Source organism: Cupriavidus sp. WKF15, from assembly GCF_029278605.1.
Lineage (GTDB): Bacteria > Pseudomonadota > Gammaproteobacteria > Burkholderiales > Burkholderiaceae > Cupriavidus.
The window spans coordinates 1153950-1171649 of sequence record NZ_CP119572.1 but is presented as its reverse complement, the minus strand read 5'-3'; the positions used below and the strand labels follow the sequence as shown (position 1 = coordinate 1171649).

At 61.4% G+C, this 17700-nt stretch carries 17 protein-coding genes, 2 tRNA genes and 1 pseudogene; 11 read left to right on the top strand and 9 right to left on the bottom strand.

The window, feature by feature from the left end:
• Nucleotides 1-112 precede the first annotated feature (112 nt).
• The gene (locus CupriaWKF_RS05615) at nt 113-730 is read left to right on the top strand and encodes a tyrosine-type recombinase/integrase (RefSeq protein WP_276100016.1); all 618 of its coding nucleotides are present in this window, start codon (nt 113-115) and stop codon (nt 728-730) included.
• Nucleotides 731-949: 219 nt separating this feature from the next.
• Here CupriaWKF_RS05615 and CupriaWKF_RS05610 read toward each other — a convergent pair whose 3' ends face one another.
• On the bottom strand, nt 950-1369 hold the full coding sequence (locus CupriaWKF_RS05610; protein WP_051648996.1) for a helix-turn-helix domain-containing protein: 420 nt from the start codon (nt 1367-1369) through the stop codon (nt 950-952).
• A gap of 102 nt (nt 1370-1471) precedes the next feature.
• On the opposite strand from CupriaWKF_RS05610, the gene CupriaWKF_RS05605 reads away from it, so the two are divergent.
• From CupriaWKF_RS05605 to CupriaWKF_RS05595, 3 genes and pseudogenes are all read left to right on the top strand, one after another.
• Nucleotides 1472-2881, top strand: a complete 1410-nt coding sequence (locus CupriaWKF_RS05605) for an MATE family efflux transporter (RefSeq protein WP_276100015.1) — start codon at nt 1472-1474, stop codon at nt 2879-2881.
• A gap of 28 nt (nt 2882-2909) precedes the next feature.
• Entirely contained in the window at nt 2910-3854 is a 945-nt protein-coding gene (locus CupriaWKF_RS05600) for an alpha/beta hydrolase (protein WP_276100014.1), read from the top strand.
• A gap of 38 nt (nt 3855-3892) precedes the next feature.
• Nucleotides 3893-3997: pseudogene (locus CupriaWKF_RS05595) on the top strand (short-chain dehydrogenase/reductase); the annotation flags it as partial.
• 155 nt (nt 3998-4152) lie between these two features.
• On the opposite strand, the gene CupriaWKF_RS05590 reads toward CupriaWKF_RS05595, so the two are convergent.
• The 4 genes from CupriaWKF_RS05590 to CupriaWKF_RS05575 form a co-directional block, all read right to left on the bottom strand.
• A complete protein-coding gene (locus tag CupriaWKF_RS05590; RefSeq protein ID WP_276100013.1) occupies nt 4153-4578 on the bottom strand; it encodes a hypothetical protein in 426 nt (141 codons plus the stop codon).
• A gap of 212 nt (nt 4579-4790) precedes the next feature.
• Complete coding sequence (locus CupriaWKF_RS05585; RefSeq protein ID WP_276100012.1) at nt 4791-5876, bottom strand: tripartite tricarboxylate transporter substrate binding protein; 1086 nt, start codon at nt 5874-5876, stop codon at nt 4791-4793.
• 30 nt (nt 5877-5906) lie between these two features.
• On the bottom strand, nt 5907-6569 hold the full coding sequence (locus CupriaWKF_RS05580) for an aspartate/glutamate racemase family protein (RefSeq protein ID WP_276100011.1): 663 nt from the start codon (nt 6567-6569) through the stop codon (nt 5907-5909).
• A gap of 6 nt (nt 6570-6575) precedes the next feature.
• Nucleotides 6576-7283: an aldolase/citrate lyase family protein gene (locus CupriaWKF_RS05575; RefSeq protein ID WP_276100010.1), complete on the bottom strand. Its 708-nt coding sequence runs from the start codon at nt 7281-7283 to the stop codon at nt 6576-6578.
• A 270-nt stretch (nt 7284-7553) separates the two neighbouring features.
• Here CupriaWKF_RS05575 and CupriaWKF_RS05570 point away from each other — a divergent pair, with 270 nt between their 5' ends.
• Genes CupriaWKF_RS05570 through CupriaWKF_RS05560 form a run of 3 tightly spaced genes read left to right on the top strand, consistent with a single transcriptional unit; the run spans nt 7554 to nt 10174 of the window.
• A complete protein-coding gene (locus tag CupriaWKF_RS05570; RefSeq protein WP_276100009.1) occupies nt 7554-8321 on the top strand; it encodes an SDR family oxidoreductase in 768 nt (255 codons plus the stop codon).
• An 11-nt stretch (nt 8322-8332) separates the two neighbouring features.
• Nucleotides 8333-9214 (top strand): IclR family transcriptional regulator, encoded by an 882-nt coding sequence (locus tag CupriaWKF_RS05565; protein WP_276100008.1) that lies wholly within the window; start codon nt 8333-8335, stop codon nt 9212-9214.
• A 24-nt stretch (nt 9215-9238) separates the two neighbouring features.
• A complete protein-coding gene (locus CupriaWKF_RS05560; RefSeq protein WP_276100007.1) occupies nt 9239-10174 on the top strand; it encodes an SMP-30/gluconolactonase/LRE family protein in 936 nt (311 codons plus the stop codon).
• Nucleotides 10175-10880: 706 nt separating this feature from the next.
• Here the strand turns inward: CupriaWKF_RS05560 and CupriaWKF_RS05555 are convergent.
• Both CupriaWKF_RS05555 and CupriaWKF_RS05550 read right to left on the bottom strand, forming a co-directional pair.
• Nucleotides 10881-10957 (bottom strand) — tRNA-Arg (locus CupriaWKF_RS05555).
• 41 nt (nt 10958-10998) lie between these two features.
• On the bottom strand, nt 10999-12417 hold the full coding sequence (locus tag CupriaWKF_RS05550) for a GGDEF domain-containing protein (RefSeq protein WP_346348602.1): 1419 nt from the start codon (nt 12415-12417) through the stop codon (nt 10999-11001).
• A gap of 231 nt (nt 12418-12648) precedes the next feature.
• On the opposite strand from CupriaWKF_RS05550, the gene CupriaWKF_RS05545 reads away from it, so the two are divergent.
• Nucleotides 12649-12725, top strand: a tRNA-Pro gene (locus tag CupriaWKF_RS05545).
• A 62-nt stretch (nt 12726-12787) separates the two neighbouring features.
• Here the strand turns inward: CupriaWKF_RS05545 and CupriaWKF_RS05540 are convergent.
• Nucleotides 12788-13321 (bottom strand): hypothetical protein, encoded by a 534-nt coding sequence (locus tag CupriaWKF_RS05540; RefSeq protein ID WP_276100006.1) that lies wholly within the window; start codon nt 13319-13321, stop codon nt 12788-12790.
• A 602-nt stretch (nt 13322-13923) separates the two neighbouring features.
• On the opposite strand from CupriaWKF_RS05540, the gene infA reads away from it, so the two are divergent.
• The 3 genes from infA to CupriaWKF_RS05525 all read left to right on the top strand — a co-directional run bounded on the left by infA (nt 13924) and on the right by CupriaWKF_RS05525 (nt 16048).
• On the top strand, nt 13924-14145 hold the full coding sequence (infA, locus tag CupriaWKF_RS05535) for a translation initiation factor IF-1 (protein WP_006578938.1): 222 nt from the start codon (nt 13924-13926) through the stop codon (nt 14143-14145).
• A 226-nt stretch (nt 14146-14371) separates the two neighbouring features.
• Nucleotides 14372-14848 carry a histidine phosphatase family protein gene (locus CupriaWKF_RS05530; RefSeq protein ID WP_276100677.1) on the top strand — a complete coding sequence of 159 codons (477 nt, stop codon included), beginning with the start codon at nt 14372-14374 and terminating at the stop codon, nt 14846-14848.
• A 357-nt stretch (nt 14849-15205) separates the two neighbouring features.
• Nucleotides 15206-16048 (top strand): GNAT family N-acetyltransferase, encoded by an 843-nt coding sequence (locus tag CupriaWKF_RS05525; protein WP_276100005.1) that lies wholly within the window; start codon nt 15206-15208, stop codon nt 16046-16048.
• Between the two features lie 80 nt (nt 16049-16128).
• Here CupriaWKF_RS05525 and ppx read toward each other — a convergent pair whose 3' ends face one another.
• The gene (gene ppx, locus CupriaWKF_RS05520; RefSeq protein WP_276100004.1) at nt 16129-17661 is read right to left on the bottom strand and encodes an exopolyphosphatase; all 1533 of its coding nucleotides are present in this window, start codon (nt 17659-17661) and stop codon (nt 16129-16131) included.
• Between the last annotated feature and the right edge of the window lie 39 nt (nt 17662-17700).

Genomic DNA, 17700 nt, shown 5'->3' with positions numbered 1-17700 from the left:
GCTTCTCATCATCCGCCGTTCGCTAAAGCGACAACGGATGACGGGTGAGGGTCGATCAGCGACCACTGGCAGAGGCGCAGACTGGTTTCCCTTCAACCGAAAGGAGACCATCATGGAAGTCACTACCCCTCTCGACCAAACGCGTCACGCTCCATGGAACAAAGGGAGGCGACGGGCCCAGAAGTTGAACGAGATATGGGCGATACGAACTCGGCTTCAGCTTACGACGAACGTTCGCGAACTGGCGATGTTCAACCTTGCCATTGACAGCAAGCTTCGAGCGTGCGATCTGACCCGCCTGCGCGTGCAGGACATCTGCGTGGGCAGCCAGGTTGGCACCCGCGCAACGGTCATGCAGCAGAAAACTCAGCGGCCGGTGCAGTTCGAGATTACCGAACAAACTCGTCAAAGCGTACAGTGTTGGATTCATGCTCGCGCGCTCAAGCTGTACGACTATCTCATTCCGAGTCGTTTGCACGCATCCTCTCACCTGTCGACACGACAGTACGCGAGGATTGTCCATGGCTGGGTCGCCTCCATCGGCCTTGATGATTCAGCCTACGGAACGCATTCCATCCGACGCACCAAAGCATCGCTGATCTATCGACGGACCAAGAATCTGCGTGCCCTTCAACTGCTTCTCGGGGACACCAAGCTTGAGAGCACAGTGCGTTACCTTGGCATTGAAGTGGACGACGCGCTCGAAATGGCAGAGCAGACCGAAGTGTAGTTAGGGGCGTGGCCGGCTTGCGGTCGCTTGCCGGCCAAGAGCAGTCCTTCAGGTCCGCTGGCTGGTTGACCGTTTCAGGCTGAACAGAGTCACTCGTTTTTGGCGGCCGCGGTGACTGCGCCGATCATGATCGTACATCCAACCGTCAGCGACTAACGACCGATGTACCGAGACAGGACCAGTCACTCGATTTTCCGTGCCTCAGACTTTCACCAATTCTCAAATTTTCGGCATTTTTTTGGATTGTGGTGTTGGCGTGCGACCAAATTGGCCCAGAGCCTCCAGCTCTTCGAAGGTGTACGACCCCGGAATATGCTTCTTGCCCCACTGAACAAACGCGTTCAGTATTTCGCCCAGGTCCTGGCCTTTGTCCGTGAGCGCATAGGCATACCGCGCGGGGCGCTCCTGGTACGCTTCGCGCGTCACGATTCCCGCTTCCTCAAGGCGGCGCAGGCGATCGGCCAGGATGTTCGTCGGTATCCCTTCGGGGGAGGCCGCAAATTCCCCGTAGGTGCGCTTGCCTTCGCGCATATCACGCACGATCAGCAGCGACCACTTGTCGCCAACGACATCTAGCGAGCTGGCCACTGGGCAAACGGACCGCCGCGCAACCTCCGCCGCACTTTTCCTCGATTTCATAGCCATTGTCCTTGCTACAAGAAAGTTACTTGCATTTTGCAAGCATCATGCTACAGTTCAATTTACTTGCAAAATGCAAGTGACTATTCAAGGATAACAGACGTGAATGAATCACTGTTGACCGGCCCGATCACCCCGCGTCTTCTGCGAATGGCGTGGCCAATTCTTGTAGTCCTTGCGGTGCAAACGCTCGTCGGTGTCGCAGAGACCTATTTCGTCGGATTTTTGGGGACCGACGCCATTACAGGGGTCGCACTGGTCTTCCCCCTGCTGATGCTGATGACCATGATGTCCAACGGTGGCCTGGGCGGCGGCGTCTCTTCGGCCATAGCCCGAGCCATGGGTGCGGGCCGACGCAATGACGCAGACGCCCTCGTCTGGCATGCCGTGGTGGTAGCCATCGCATTTGGAGCGCTATTTACCGCCGCCGCAGCACTTGGTGGACCGGCGCTGTATAGGGCGCTGGGAGGAAAGGGGCCGGCGCTGGCCGCTGCGCTTGAGTACTCCAACCTCGTGTTTGGCGCAGCAATACCCATCTGGATCGCAAACCTGCTTGCATCGGCGTTGCGCGGGGCTGGCAATGTCAAAGTGCCAGCAACACTGACGGCCGTCGGCGCCGCCCTCACGCTTGCGCTGTCACCGCCTCTGATCCTTGGATGGGGGCCCATTCCTCGCCTGGGCATCGCGGGGGCTGGCTACGCCATGATTGTTTACTACCTGGTCGCAACTATTGCGTTCGTCATATTCATGCTGACCCCGCGCTCACCGGTTCGTCTGCGAATCGTACGGATCGAGTGGCGTTTGATGAAAGCGATTTTGGGTGTAGGACTACTTTCCGCCGTGGGTACTCTGCTAACGAACGCAACGGTGGTCGTATGTACTGGGCTCGTTGGCAAGTTCGGTGTGAGCGCGATCGCCGGCTACGGCATGGCATCACGCCTCGATTACCTGCTCATCCCACTGTTGTTCGCCGTGGGAACTGCGACTGTGACGATGGTTGGGGTAAACGTCGGTGCAGGAAAAATTGAGCGCGCCCGCCATATCGCTTGGACTGCCGCCACTCTCTCTGCGGCAGTAACGGGCCTGATCGGCATCGCTGCCGCGCTGGTACCCGAGCTCTGGATGGGACTCTTCAGCAATGACGCCCAAGTGATAGAAGCCGGAGCGAGCTATCTCCGGCGCGCAGGGCCGATGTACGTCTTCTTTGGACTCGGCATGTCGCTGTACTTCGCCAGCCAAGGGGCCGGAAAAGTCCTCTGGCCAGTCGTCGCCAGCCTGACACGTCTGCTTGTGGCCACGCTGGGAGGTTGGTATCTCCTGGCTGAAGCCAACGGTGCCGTCACAGAACTCTACTGGGTGATGGCAGGAACACTCGGGATCTTCGGCGCCATCAATGCCATCGCTTTCGCCAAGGGGGATCCGTTTGGGCAAAAGAAGTCTGACCTAGCCAGACACCTGACCCGCCGTGCAGACGCCAATTCCAACCCTGTTTCTCCCCTGTCAGTACGTTAACTCTCGACCCCTATCAAAGGAAATCATCATGAAACTTTCAAAATTTCTTAGCCCTTTCGTCGCGTTCACCGTGGGCGCCGCAGCTTTTACCGCATCGGCAGGTGAGGCCACCGAGCTTCGCATCCAGAAAGCAGGTCAGTCCATCTACGTGAAAGACTATCCCGGTGCGGAGCCGGCAATGGTCATGGTTCATGGCTTTCCAGACAACCATCGAATTTATGACGAGTTGGCGCCCATCCTTTCCGAGCGCGGCCAACGTGTCATCACGTTTGACTTCCTCGGCTTTGGAGATTCGGAAAAATCAGGCACCTTCCAGTATTCATTTGACCAGCAGGAATCCGATCTTGCGGCGGTCGCCGACGCATTGCACCTGAAGTCCTTCATTCCAGTGGCACATGACGCAGGTGGCCCGGCGGTGATCAACTACGCACGCAAGCACCAAGACCGTGTCAGCGCGATCGTCTTGCTCAACACCTACTACACCGATACGCCGACCTTGAAGCTGCCGCAGTTGATCCGACTGAGCTCTACCGGATGGCTCAAGCCCGCCGCCGAAGCAGTCATGAGCAGCACGACTCTACGGAACTGGCTGTTGAGCTACCAGGCCAACCAATTCGTGGCCGATGCGCCTGAAAAAATCCGAACAAAAGTCAAGAGCAGTCTGCTACCGATAATCGAAGACAACTTCGAAAAACTCGATTCGATCCGTGGATTTAACTTGATGACCGGAGACCTGAACAAGAACGTTGAGGAGAACCGCAAAGCAGTGGACCAACTGGCAAGCCTCGAAATGCCCGTGACCCTGATTTGGGGTGAAGGCGATCCGTTCCTAAATGTAGGTGTTGCCAAAGACCTAGCCAAACAGTTCAAGCACGCCGAACTTCACCTTCTGCCGCTTAACCACTGGCCTCAAGTTGATGACCCGAAAGCAGTTGCCGACATTCTTTCGCCTGTGGCAGCGGTCAGCCATTAAACCCAGACAAATTTAGCCCATCAGATTGGAGTTTCAAAATGTCCAAGCCACTCGTTGCTTTCGTCACAGGGGTTTCCTCAGGGATTGGCCGAGCCACAGCGAAGCAATTCGCCGACCGCGAGCATATCGTCTTTGGCTGTGTACCGCAGGTCTACGCGAACCAGACTCCAGGTGCCTGGAGAGTTTGGATATTTCATGCAACGACATCGAGGACCTCTCGCCGCTGGCAGTCTGCAAATCGCTCAAGGACCTCACGTTAAGTGGAACTACACTTTGGCGAAACGGCGTACCCACGCGTTCAAGCAATCCCATCGCTATTGCATCGGGGTTGGCGGATACGGAAGTCGTTTTCATGGGATGCCGTGACCGAGTTTGAGGCGATCCGAATATCAGTCATCTTCAGCAAGCTCACGTGAGCAGCAACGGAAGACCCATGTGCAGGTGATGGAACTGCCGCCGGGCTTGGTGCCGTGAACAGATAGGCCGTGAGCACGCGGCTCCCCAACGTGACCGACGGGAATCCGCCGGCAGTCCGCGACCGTGTATGACTGTTGGCCCCTTCAAAGCTGCCGTTGACATGGGGCTGCGCCGAAAGGCAGAGACGGTCGGCAAGAGCCACTCCTGCGAATTCTGGTTCCTCACAATGCTGTGGGCGATGAGGATGGGTAAAGCGGTCCTCGTAGAGAATCGCAAATTGGTTCGAGACCTCGCTCTGCATCAACATCGTGTCGGCTTGCTCCTCAAGTGAGAGATCGGGATCGTCGGCTTCGTCGCCTCGGACGCCGGCTGGTTAGGTATGCATTGACACGGCGCCAAATCGAACTAAATCGCTTTGGCGCCGCGACTGATGCCCCAGCCCGGAAAGCAACGTCCTAGATCGAATCTATCTCATGGGATTTGCAAGGGATGACGGCCATACTATCCCTACACTCGCTCTCACGGTTGCTGCTGCGGCTTCGTCTTGTTGACTCCAGCAGCCAGCGCTTCATATATCGGACGCTCATGCGTGACGAAGTCGTTGAACTCCTTCGTCGACATGTAATGGATGGTGAGGCCACGGCTATTCATGAAATCGACGAAGGACTTCTCCCGAACTCCCTTAGCGAACGCGTCATGAAGAGTCTTAACGATTTCGTCCGGTGTTCCCGCTGGCACGCCGATACCTCGCCACGTGCCGATCGACAGGTCGATCCCCTTTTCCTTCAGTGTCGGCACGTCGGGAAACGCGGCACTGCGCTTGTCGGCCATCACTGCGATGATCTTCAGCTTACCTGCCTGAACATAGGTAGCGACCTCCGGCGGGCTGGCGACGAAGGCATCGATGTGTCCGCCGAGAACAGCCTGCAATGCAGGTGACGCGCCATTGTATGGGACGTGCAGCAGCTCGATGTTCGCCTTCTTCTCGAACGCCGCAGCGGATAGGTGCCAGATGTTGCCAAAGCCGGAGTTGCCCACGGTTACCTTGCCCCGCCTGGCCTTGGCCTCTGCGATGAACGCATCGATGGAGTCAAGCTTCGTGTTGGCCGGCACCACCAGGCACGCGGGGTCTTCATTCACAAGAATGACGGGCCGGAAGTCATTGGCTGAGAATTTCACCGGCTGAAAGATGGGAAGCGTAAAAATCTCAGAAGTGTACGAACTGAGGTTCAGTCCGTTGGCGGGCTTGCTAGCGGCTTGGATCAGCCCAACTGCGTTGCCTGCGCCTGGCACGTTGAGAACTACGATGGTGCGACCGAGGTGCGGCTTGGTCGCTTCCGCAAGCGCCCTGAATGTAAGGTCGGTTCCTCCGCCCGCAGCGACGGGCACAATGAAGTTGACATGGCCGTCCGGCAACACTGCGGAGGTCTTGCCCTGTGCGCTCGCATCCCTGGCCGGGCTGATAGCAATCAGCATTGCCGTTATCAGCGAGGCGAGCAGCGGCGACTCGATGCGCCTGCTCGTAGCTCTGCGCTGCAGTGGCTGGCAGCGGCGTCGGGCCAATGACATACACAGGGAGGTGAGGTTTTGGGGGAAGTTGTTCATGGTTGTCTCCTACGAATATTGTCGCCTACGCTACGCGAGCAGGGCCAGGTGACGAGTAAGTTCTCGCATCAACAAAGGCGGGCTGGAAAGCACGGGGCAGTCCAATTCAGCGGCCAGGCTGTCCCGCAAAGGGGCTAGAGACGCTTGGGCCAGCACCAGGACGTCGACATCCTGGGATAGCCTGACGGCGGCATCATGCACTAAGACATCGTGCGTGGCACGGTCGCCCGCCATGAGCGCCCTGTACGCATCGGCATTGACGTGCGGATGAATCGCGACCGTTCGGCCCTGCAGTTCGGCATGTGCAAGTAGCAGTGAGGTGCTAGGGGCCACCGTACTCGTTGCCGTACAGAGCAGGCCGATACGCGGGCCGCAGTTGACGGCTTCGGCGGCCATTGGATCGTCGATCTTGAGTATCGGCCGATTCGCCGTCTGACGCGCGATATCAATAGCGGGTGAGGTAGAGGAACAGGTCATCACAACCAGATCAGCGCCGGCGTCGATTGCCAGATGCACTTGGCTGACGACACGGCGGTGAATCAAAGTAGGCTCACTGCCGCGCAGCAAGTCCTGCAATAAGCTCTCATTGAGGATATGAAAGCAATCAATGTCAGGCAGTTGCGCCCGCATCAAGCGCTTGAACTCGTCAACGAGAAAGCCAACGGTGTGGACAAAGGCGATCCGTGCAGCCATCGCGCCTCACTGCTTAGTCATGCGCTTGACCAGAGCGGTCGCGGCGCGCGTGATGATCGAGGTGTCGGTGGCCACGCCAACGAAGTCCACGCCATCGGCGATGCGGCGCTCAGCTTCGCTTTCGTTCAGGGTAAGGTAGCCGGCCGGCTTTTCTATCGCGCGTAGGCGCCGGAAAGCATCATCGACGGCTGCTTGTACTATCGGGTGCTGGCCATTACCCAGATGCCCCATCGAGGCCGCGAGATCGGCTGGTCCGATGAATACGGCATCGACGCCGTCGACCGCAGCAATGGCTTCCAGGTTCTCGAGCCCCTCGACAGTTTCGATCTGCACGATGACACACAACTCTTCTTCGGCGCTGCGCAGGTAGTCGGGATTTAGCCCATAAGCTGCGGCGCGCGTGCTGCCTGACACTCCACGCACACCGCGTGGCGGATAGCGCGTATAGCCCACCGCAGTGGCGGCTTCTGCCGCGGACTGGATGCAAGGAAAGAGCAGCGTTTGCGCTCCCGCATCGAGATAGCGCTTCACCAGCACCATATCCGACCACGCGGGACGCACGATGGGACTAACTTCGAAAGCCGACATCGCCTGTAATTGCGCGATCACTTCCGGCATATCGTTGGGCGAATGCTCAGTGTCAAGCAAGATCCAGTCGAACCCGCAGCCCCCTAGCAATTCAGCGAGCATGGAGCTGCCGAGCGTTGAGAACATGCCGATCTGCTGACGTTGGCGTAATAGTCGCTTAAATCGATTGGAAGGTGTCTTCATGGTAAATTTAATTTGATCGGAATACGAACATTTGTTGTCGTTTGTGCAGGTATTGTTCGATGATGTACACGACCAAGTCAAGGCGAAGTACGGACGGGGTTTACCCGGGGCAGACGGCGAGCCGCGCTGCGACGATCATTGTCTTGTTCACAACAAATGTTCGCATTCCGATTTCGCGCAGCCGCAGTCAGTTGGCGTCGGAGTTGAAACGGGATGCACAACCGCGCAATGGATTCTGCATTTGAAGGACTGGTGGCTGTGGTCACAGGCGGCGGCGCCGGCATAGGCCGCGCGGTGGCCGAAGCTTTGTTGGCACGCGCTGCGCGCGTCGCCATACTGGACCGCGATACCGGTGAAGTTCCACACGGAGTGACCGCTCTTTCCGCCGATGTGACGGACGACGCAGCGGTAGCGCAAGCCATAGGCGGTTTCGGCGCGTCCCACGGCCGCATCGACATCCTTGTCAACAACGCCGGAGTTAGCTACCCGGCTACTGTCGAGGACGGGCCGCTTTCCGACTGGCAGCGGCTGTTCGACCTCAACGTGCTCGGCTACGTGCGCACCACACGCGCAGCCCTTCCCTTCCTGCGCCGGTCACGCCACGCGTCAATTGTCAATATGTCGTCATGCACAGCTAGCACCGGACTGCGCAGGCGCGTCGCGTACTCCGCCACCAAGGGCGCAATTGAGTCGATGACGCGTGCCATGGCGGCCGATCTCCTCCATGAAGGCATCCGTGTCAATGCCGTGAGCCCGGGCACCGTGGACACACCGTTCATCCGGACGCTGATCGCCCAGGCGCCCGACCCGGCCGCACAAGAGCAGATCTACCACCATCGACAGCCGACAGGTTTCATGCTGAGCGCCGAGGAAGTGGCCGAGGCGGTTCTCTACCTTGCCCATCCGGGCGCTCGATCCACAGTGGGCACGGTGTTGACGCTCGACGGTGGTCTGTCCTCCCTGAGGCTTTTCAGCTCGTGAAAGCATTGCCCATGAATAAAGCCAGCGAAGTGCGCAAAACTGCGACAAAGAGGACTGTTGCCAAGGCAACCGCGACGCGGGACCACACTGCTGCGCCGTCGCCGGCAAGCAATCCGAAGAACGTCGTCAACTCGGTGATGAAGGCATTCAGCGTGCTACACGCCTTTACACCAGAGATGCCAGCCATGACGGTGAGTGAACTTGCCTCCGCCACCGGGATGGACCGCGGCACAACATTCCGCCTGATCCACACCTTGCTCGCGCTTGGGTACCTAGTGCCGGTCGATGTGCGCCGCTTTCGCCTCGGGCTGAAGTGCCTGGAGCTAGGCTACCAGACCCTGTCGTCGCAGGACCTCTGGTCGCACGCGGCGCCATTGCTCCAGGCATGCGTGCCCGACGCCGCGGACGCCGCTTCGCTTGGCATGCTTGACGGAGCAGACGTCGTCTTCCTGCAACGCGCCGACAACGGCCTCGCCCGCCGCAACGTAGACCGCCGGCCGGGTAGCCGCGTTCGCGCCTATGGTGCGGCGCTGGGGCATGCCATGCTCGCTTGGCTACCCGAGCACGAGCAAGTGCAACTACTGGAAAGTACGGAGCGCGTCAAGCTGTCCGAGCGGACGCTGACGGACGTCGATGCTCTGCTCAAACGCTTGCACCAAGTGCGCAAGCAAGGGTATGCCGTCTCGGATGGCGAGAACGCCTACGGCTTGCGCACGGTTGCCGTACCGGTGTTCGACGCACAGGGCGCGCCGGTGGCCGGCGTAAGCCTCACCGTCGACGCCGATCGCATGTCGGTTGCCGAACTTGTAGCCTCCGGGGTGCCGCGTGCCCGAGCCATCGCTGACGAACTTGCTCAATTTGTCCGCTTCTGCGCCGCCCCGCTACAGCGCTGATTTTTCGCGAGGAGAAACACTCTCATGTGGGAACCCCATGTCGGCTATCCCGATCCTGCAGTACAGGTGCTGCACCCGAGCTTCGAACGCTATCGCATAGTGCTGGCAGCAGTAGAGCGCCTGGCCACCGGCTTTCGCTTCACCGAGGGGCCGGTCTGGTTTGGTGACCATCGCTGCCTATTGTTCAGCGATATCCCAAACAACCGGATCATGCGCTGGGATGAGCAGTCTGACGCAGTCAGCGTCTTTCGCTCCCCATCAAACTTCGCAAATGGCAACGCGCGCGACCGCCAGGGCCGCCTGGTAAGTTGCGAGCACGGCACGCGGCGCGTCACGCGCACCGAACACAACGGCTCGATCACGGTATTGGCCGATTCCTATGAAGGAAAGCCGCTCAACTCGCCCAATGATGTAGTGGTGAAGTCCGACGGCACGATCTGGTTCACCGACCCCGCTTTCGGTATTTCGAGCGACTACGAAGGCAACCGCGCCGAGCCCGAATTGCCAACGTACCTTTACCGCCTAGATACACGCTCAGGCCGGCTTTCTGTAGCCGCCGACGACCTTCTCTCACCAAACGGTTTGGCGTTTTCCCCCGATGAGAAGCAACTCTACGTCGTGCAAAGTCGCGCAACGCCCTATCGCAACATCGTTGTTTACGACGTGGTTGACGACGGCTCGCGCCTAAACCACCAGCGAGCGCTGATTGACTGTGGCCCGGGCATCCCCGATGGGCTGCGCTGCGACGAAGATGGCAATCTCTGGTGCGGCTGGGGCATGGGCGATCCCGAGCTAGACGGCGTAATGGTCTTCTCGCCGCAAGGGGAGCGCATCGGCCGCATCCGACTACCCGAACGTTGCGCGAACCTTTGCTTCGGCGGTCGGCATCGCAACAGACTGTTCATGGCTGGCAGCCAGTCACTCTATTCGCTGTATGTGAACACCCGTGGTGCCCTCTGATTGGCAGCGGCATACGCCCAGCGTTCGTGCTGCGGCTCAGCCCCCCGCGGGCCATAGATGTGACGACATCGCCCAAGGTGCACTGGGACCGTGCGTCGGCTGGCGGCTTGACGGGTAGGCTATCCGGATGGGCGCCGGATTTCTACTGGGGCCTCTGGCAACGCCTTCTCCCCCCTTCCTCGGTGCCCGGAGCAATCCGTCTGCAATTCAATAAACTAACGCGCCGCGCTATGACAGACACACTGGCGTACGCAACGCTAGGCGTCATTCTTCCGAACCATGACGACAGCGCCACCAAGGCCCGTACCGTCAACAAGGGATGCGAGAGGCCTGCGCGTCTGGCCCAGACCCGCCCCCATCACGCATTCCGCCCGGCATCTCGTGATAGGACATTGAATGTGCCTTTGCTGCATGCCTGTCGCGATAGAGCCCAATTCGGACGGAAAGCCAGCGACGTTAACAGCGGGACGGCGTCGACGGCAACGTACGCGCGACACGTCCGGCGCGAAAGCCTAGCGACTCGCCCGGCGACAGGGATCGGCTATGCTGGAACCTTTGGGCTCAGTGGAACCGGTCCGGAACGCCTGCTACCGCTGCCGCCCACCCTACTCCGCTTCCCGCCTGCCAGAATTGCCCGCAGATTGCCCGCCGGCGCTAGGCCGTGCGCGCGCCAAGCTAGCACACGCCCGCAAACCCTTGATTGGATTGGCGCGTCCTAGAGGATTCGAACCTCTGACCGCTCGCTTAGAAGGCGAGTGCTCTATCCAACTGAGCTAAGGACGCGAAGGGCAGCATTCTACCGCAGTGCGATGCCGCCTGGCGGATCAGAATGCCGCGCGTCGCCAATGCGCGGACTCGCCCGTGCCGGCGCCATGCTGCGGCTTGCCGGTGCGGTGCAGCGACACGCAACTGCGGCCGGCGTGCTTGGCGTCGTAGAGCCCCTGGTCGGCACGGCGCATCAAATTCTCCACCGCCTCCGTGGGCTCGCGCTGCGCGATGCCGATGCTGACGGTATAGGCAATCGCGTCCGGCTCAGAGGGGCACGGCGTGTTTCTCACGGTCGTGCTCAGGCGCAGGCTCGTCGCGCGTCCCCGCTCGAGCGTCGTCTCAGGCATGGCAATGGCGAATTCCTCGCCGCCGAGCCGGCCAATAATGTCTTGCGGACCTACCGTCTTGCGCAGCAAACCCGCGAAATGCCTGAGCACGCTATCACCGGCCATGTGCCCGTACACATCGTTGATGGCCTTGAAGTGATCCAGATCCACGAACGCGACCGTCAACGGCTTGCCGCTCCGATCCGCTTGCACGCTCGCCGCTTCCAGCTGCTGCCAGAAGGCACCCCGCGCCAGCAGGCCGGTCAGGTCATCGTGGTTGGCCTTGCGCTCGAGCATCCGGCGCAGGCGGTCGTGCGCCATCAAGGCAAAGCTGACCGACAGCCCTACCACGGCAAAAACGTTCAGCACGACCAGCGAACCGTCCTGCGCCAGCGGACCAGGCACGTCCGGCTGGGCGATGGATCCGGAGAGATTCCAGGCATTCAGCCCGGCACACCCCGCCGCAATCAGCACCAGCGACAGAGCAGCGAACCGTCCCGTGCCTCGCTTGTGCACGAGCAACGGTACAGCATTCCGAACCAGGTCCAGCAGCAGCAGCGTCTGCCCGAGACCCAGCGCCGCTGGCATCCAGGGGCGCAGCGCCTGCAGCCAGCCGATATGCGGCAACCAGATGCCGCCCGCCATCGCTGCCGCGAGGACCAGATTCACAACCACCAGCATGGAGGCCCGGCCGGGCTTTCCGGCGAAATGCCGCGTGCCCACCACCATCAGCGAAATGCCAGAGAACAGAGCCATGTCGACAGCATCGGCGGCCAGCCAATACCCCGCGAACTCCGCAACGGCTGGCATGGCGGCCCCTGACGCGGCCACGAGGCCGCCGAGCGCCCACGAAGTCAGGCCGCTCAGCTCCATTCCCTGCGAGCGGCGCAACACGGCACAAACCACCGCCATTTGCAGGGCTAACAGGCCTGCAATGAGCACAATCATGTGCGACTGAAACATCTTCATTCCCGTCCAGCGACAAGCAGCGACCCGCACGTCGCCACTCTCGCCTTTCTGTGTCGGTCCTGCTTTGGGACCGTCGTTTTCAATGTGCCGCCAGACCGGTCCCCGACCGCCGGCCGCCAACGCAAGCGCGAACGGACTGGCACGGCCGGCACGCTCTCCGCGGACGGGAGCGCACTTCATATTTTGATGGTCTGGAAAGTCCGCACAAGGGATGCATCACCGTCGATTGCCGGCAGCGACGGGGCGGACTGCGGCGGTCTGGCGATTATCGCCGGGCCCGAATCCAAGTCAAGCTGCAGTTGGCCCGCCCGAAGCGGGGTGCGTACGCTCGGGCGCTTTCGGCGCGCCGCGGACGACACCTTTCAAGATGGATTGACCACGCCACGCAGAGCCGGCTACAATAGCCGGCTTCGGAGCGTAGCGCAGCCTGGTAGCGCATCTGATTTGGGATCAGAGGGTCGTAGGTTCGAATCCTATCGCTCCGACCAGTACAAAAAAACGGCTTATGTCGCAGGACATAAGCCGTTTTTTCTTTCCACGCCCTTAGTCATCACGGGGGCGAACCGGGTTGCGGCGCTCTCGCCACGGCATTGCGCCGCTCGAAATGGCAATAGGCGTCGGCGGCAACCAGTCCGAACAGCGCATGCGCAAACAGGCTTTCCCAGCCTCGCGCGTCATGGAACCAGTTGAAATAACGCCCCAGCGCGTAGAAGTTCACCAGGTAAGCCGCGACACCAAAGACAATGCCGACGACGGATGCCAGGCCCATGCTCGAATCCAGGCGAAACGAGCCCAGGATCAGCGCCAGCGCCGAGGCCAGGATGATCGCCAGTGCATAGTGAACCGTCCCCGCAGCTAGCACAATGGTCCAGTTGAAAGTATCCGGCGAAGCCAACACGTCCCGACCCAGGATGATGGCCGCCACCATCTTCACCGTGTCCCAGGCACCCAGGTAGAGCAGGAAGCGCGCCGATAACAGTTCGAGCACCATGTATGCCGTGCCGGCGATCAGACCAGCCACCACCGCTGCCCGCCAGTCAGGCCGGCAGCGTACATAGTGATGCGATTGCATGTGGAGTTCCATGCCCACCTCCGTTTGCAAAGATACGCCCGTGAGTTAGTTCTAGCTCATCCCGGGCAAATGCCAAGGGCCGCGGTCTGATCAAAAGATGTTCAAGAATCACTTTAGGGAGCTCAATACCGCCTTCCAGGCCCAGGCTCCCGCCCGCGCCACGGAGTTTCGTCCGCCTCATTGAAAACCCGCTCCCGTGGTACAATATATCGTTAGCCCCGGGATGTTCCGCGCATCCCTGTCACCGGGCGTTCTCTCCAGCGTGAAGGCCGGCCCTTCAGATCCTTCCGCAACGTTACAACCATGGCGAGCGACCGGTAACACGTTGCCCGCGCACCCCGCGACTCGCACGGCCGAGGTTCTGCGGCCGTATCGGCAAGACAGATCGGCCGGGCAGACAGCGCCCCCTGGACGATTCCCTAACTGGACCGGATGGCACGCGGTTTGCGGCGTCATCAGGACCGTGTCAGCTTGCCGGGGACAACCCAAGGCGCGCCCCGCCGCCATGCGGCAAGCCCGTGCACATGCGCCGGACCGGCAAGCCCGCGCGTCGCGTCACATCGAATGTAAAACGTAACCATTGCAGCCCGCAGGTTGCAGAAAAGGAAGATAGATTGGCTAAGGAAGAACTCATTGAATTTGGCGGTGTGGTGTCGGAAGCCCTGCCCGACAATCGTTACCGAGTCCTGCTGGAGAATGGCGTCGAGATCTGGGCCTATGCATCGGGCAAGATGCAGAAGCACCGCATCCGCATTCTGGCAGGCGATCGCGTCACCCTGGAAATGTCGCCGTACGACCTGACCAAGGGCCGCATCAACTTCCGCCACAAGTCCTGAGTCTTTACCAGGTCCGGGTTCAGGTACGCTTTTCCGGCCCGGCCTCAGCGCAATGATTGCGCGCCAGCGTGTGTCACGCGCCTGACACCACGCTCGGAGACACTTGCGGGCTGCCTGACAGGCAGCCCGTATTGTTTGGGCGGGCCGCCATCGCGCTGGCGGGCCTCGCTTGCGCCTGTCGGACGGCTTCACCATACTCGAAGCACGCTTCCTGTCCCGCTCCGACATGAACCTGATCCTCTGGCGTCACGCCGAAGCCGAAGAGCTCCCTGATCCGCTGAGCCTGAGCCGGCACGCGGACCTGCAGCGCCCGCTGACGCGCCGCGGGCGCAAGCAGGCGGACAGTTCCGCGGCCTGGCTGCGCGCCCAGTTGCCAGCCGGCACCCGTGTGCTGTGCAGTCCTGCCCTGCGCACGCGAGAGACCGCATCAGCGCTTAGCAGCCATCCTGAAGTTGTGGAGGCCCTCGCGCCCGGCGCGGATGTCAGCGCCGTTCTCGGCGCGATAGGCTGGCCTCAGGGCGACGAAAACGTCGTGGTGGTGGGTCATCAGCCCTGGATCGGAAGACTGGCCAGTCTGCTGCTGGCCGGCACGGAGATGAACTGGAGCGTGCGCAAGAGCGGCATCTGGTGGCTGGCCAGCCGCACCCGCGAAAGCGAGGCGCAAACGGTGCTGCGCGCGGTCATGAATCCAGAATTCCTCTGACATGCCTCGATAAGAAATCTCTGATTCTCCGACCTGCTGGGGCACGGGCACGCCATCTGCAAGCAGCCAGCCGGACGCCACCGAAAAATTCAGCAAAGAGCGATAGCCCCCTGTTTCTCCATTCAATAGAGTCGCGTGGTTCGCCGGCAGGTCCGGCGCTGGTGACCCGGAGAACCAGGCATGTCTCGCAGCCCCACCCCGCTTTCCCATCCTGCCCAGGGCATGCCGTCATCGGTCGCCCCCGGCACCCACACCGCGCCGGCGCGCGTCATGGAAGCGTCATCGCCGGGTCACGGTACTGTCACCGCGGCTCACTACATTGCTTCGCAGCAGTTTCGTCACCCAAAGGACACTCTGATGCGAGACCTCCCGACGCCTACCCAGCCGCTTTTCGACTCCCTGCCCAATGGCCTCGGTGGCCAGTCGGCGCGGAGGCGTCTTCATCGCCCGTCGGATACACCGGCAAATGAATCGCCTGTTCTCAGCGTGGCGTGGGCGCGCCACCAGGACGAAGTAGTCGAGGCCCAGCGCCTGCGTTACAAGGTATTCGCCGACGAGATGGGCGCGCGCCTGGCGTCGAAGGTGCCCGAGCTGGATGTCGACATGTTCGACGCCTACTGCGACCACCTGATCGTACGGGACATGGCCACGCTCAAGGTAGTTGGCACCTACCGCGTGCTGCCGCCGCACCAGGCCAAACGTATCGGCTGCCTGTATGCGGAATCGGAATTCGACCTGGTGCGCCTTTCGCACCTGCGACCGAAGATGCTCGAACTCGGCCGTTCCTGCGTGCACCGCGACTACCGCTCGGGCAGTGTCATCATGGCCCTGTGGGGTGGCCTGGGCGAGTATCTGCAGCGCTGGGGCATCGAATCGATGCTCGGCTGCGCCAGCGTGCCCATGAGCGACGGCGGCCACTATGCGGCCAGCTTGCACCGGCTGTTCAGCGAGCGTTCGCTGGCGCCGATCGAGTACCATGCCTTCCCGCGCCTGCCGCTGCCCGTCGAAGACCTCAACCAGCAACTCGACGTCGAACCGCCGGCACTGATCAAGGGCTACCTGCGCCTGGGCGCCCGCATCTGCGGCCTGCCCGCCTGGGATCCGGACTTCAATGTGGCCGACTTCCTGACGCTGCTGCGGGTGAATGACATGAACCCGCGCTATGCCCGCCACTTCCTCGGCCTGAACCGCCCAGCCTGAAGCGCGCCGGCGCAAGGAAAACGGCGGCCACTGGCCGCCGTTTTTGTTTGGTGCCCGGCGCCGCCCGGGCGCTCAGGCGCTCAGGCGTACACCACCTTGTACCGCTTGCCGACGCGCTGCCACTCGTCGGCCTCCTGCGCCAGGCTGTATTCGACCAGAGGATTGGCTTCGATCCAGGTCTTGGGCACCCGAACCTCGAAACCCTCGTCAAGCGCGTCCGAACGCTGCGACACACGGATATCCGGTAGCGGCGCATCCGAACGCCGGCGACAGAGTACGAATGCCAGCCGCAAGCTGAAGAGCATGCGCCAGTCGAGGAACTTGCCGCTGCCCGAGAGTTTGCCGAGCTTGCCGGCATGACCAAGCAGCAAGGCCGCCAGGCGCGCCTGGTCGGTCTTGGAGAAGCCCGGCATGTCCGCGTGCGTGGCGATATAGGCCGAATGCTTGTGGTAGCCGCTGTGGGAGATCGACATGCCGACCTCGTGCAGGCTGGCGGCCCAGCCCAGCAACCCGAGGTTATCCTCGCGGCGCTCATGGGTCGGCTCCGGAAACTGCGACAGCAATGTGGTCGCGGCGCGTCGCACACGGATTGCCTGGGCGCGGTCCACGCCGTAGCGGCGCATGAACTGGTCCACGGTCACTGTGCGCATGTCCTCGTGATGACTGCGCCCGAGCAGGTCGTAGAGCACGCCGAGGCGCAACGCGCCATCGGTCACGTCCATGCGATCGATGTCGAGTTCAGCGAACACGCCAAGCATGATCGAGAGCCCGCCTGGCAGCACCGGGATGCGGTCCGCCTTCAGGCCGGTCAGCTTGACCCGGTTGGTGTTCTCGGCCTTGACCAGCGCACGCTTGAGCCGCTCCAGCCCTTCTCGCGTGATGCCATGCTCGGCCGGGTTGTCATTCATGCCATTGAGTTCGATCAGTTCGGCCAGCGCACGCGCCGTCCCCGATGAACCGACTGCCTGCTCCCACCCTGCGGCGCGGTACTGGCGCACCAGCACCTGGATCTCGCGCCGCGCGGCCAGTTCAGCCTGCTTCATCGCGTACTCGTCGACGTTGCCGCTCGGAAAGAACTGGCGGCTGTGCGACACACACCCGATGTAGAGGCTCTCCATCAGCTTCGACTGATAACCGCTGCCAATGATGAATTCGGTCGAGCCGCCGCCGATGTCGACCACCAGCCGGTTGCCCTGGCAGACCGGCGCGTCGTGCGATGCCCCCAGGTAGATCAGGCGCGCTTCCTCGCGTCCCGCGATGACTTCGATCGGGAAGCCCAGCGCGGCCTCGGCCTCGATCAGGAACTCCGATGCGTTCTTGGCCACGCGCAGTGTATTGGTCGCCACGGCACGCACCTGCTCCGGCGCGAAATCGCGCAGCCGGTCGCCAAAGCGGCGCAAGGCGTCAATGCCGCGCCGGCGTGCCGGCTGGTCGAGGTACTTGTCCGGTGTCAGCCCGGCTGCCAGCCGCACCGGCTCGCGCAGGGCGTCGACCTGGAAGATCTGGCTGGCCGGGCCGTTGACTGTGGGGGTCTCGTCCACTCGCCCGATCATCAGGCGGAAGCTGTTCGAGCCCATGTCGACGGCGGCCAGCAGGCGTGGGGTGTTGTTCATTCGGTGTCTGGAAAGCTGATACACATGGGGTACAGGTTA

Bases quoted from the DNA above. Each gene is read 5' to 3' on its own strand.
- CupriaWKF_RS05610 (WP_051648996.1), bottom strand. From the start codon at position 1,369: ATGAAATCGAGGAAAAGTGCGGCGGAGGTTGCGCGGCGGTCCGTTTGC.
- CupriaWKF_RS05570 (WP_276100009.1), top strand. From the start codon at position 7,554: ATGCACAACCGCGCAATGGATTCTGCATTTGAAGGACTGGTGGCTGTG.
- CupriaWKF_RS05615 (WP_276100016.1), top strand. From the start codon at position 113: ATGGAAGTCACTACCCCTCTCGACCAAACGCGTCACGCTCCATGGAAC.
- CupriaWKF_RS05560 (WP_276100007.1), top strand. From the start codon at position 9,239: ATGTGGGAACCCCATGTCGGCTATCCCGATCCTGCAGTACAGGTGCTG.
- ppx (WP_276100004.1), bottom strand. From the start codon at position 17,661: ATGAACAACACCCCACGCCTGCTGGCCGCCGTCGACATGGGCTCGAAC.
- CupriaWKF_RS05550 (WP_346348602.1), bottom strand. From the start codon at position 12,417: ATGAAGTGCGCTCCCGTCCGCGGAGAGCGTGCCGGCCGTGCCAGTCCG.
- CupriaWKF_RS05600 (WP_276100014.1), top strand. From the start codon at position 2,910: ATGAAACTTTCAAAATTTCTTAGCCCTTTCGTCGCGTTCACCGTGGGC.
- CupriaWKF_RS05575 (WP_276100010.1), bottom strand. From the start codon at position 7,283: ATGTTCTCAACGCTCGGCAGCTCCATGCTCGCTGAATTGCTAGGGGGC.
- CupriaWKF_RS05540 (WP_276100006.1), bottom strand. From the start codon at position 13,321: ATGGAACTCCACATGCAATCGCATCACTATGTACGCTGCCGGCCTGAC.
- CupriaWKF_RS05525 (WP_276100005.1), top strand. From the start codon at position 15,206: ATGCGAGACCTCCCGACGCCTACCCAGCCGCTTTTCGACTCCCTGCCC.
- CupriaWKF_RS05565 (WP_276100008.1), top strand. From the start codon at position 8,333: ATGAATAAAGCCAGCGAAGTGCGCAAAACTGCGACAAAGAGGACTGTT.
- CupriaWKF_RS05530 (WP_276100677.1), top strand. From the start codon at position 14,372: ATGAACCTGATCCTCTGGCGTCACGCCGAAGCCGAAGAGCTCCCTGAT.
- CupriaWKF_RS05580 (WP_276100011.1), bottom strand. From the start codon at position 6,569: ATGGCTGCACGGATCGCCTTTGTCCACACCGTTGGCTTTCTCGTTGAC.
- CupriaWKF_RS05590 (WP_276100013.1), bottom strand. From the start codon at position 4,578: ATGTTGATGCAGAGCGAGGTCTCGAACCAATTTGCGATTCTCTACGAG.
- CupriaWKF_RS05585 (WP_276100012.1), bottom strand. From the start codon at position 5,876: ATGAACAACTTCCCCCAAAACCTCACCTCCCTGTGTATGTCATTGGCC.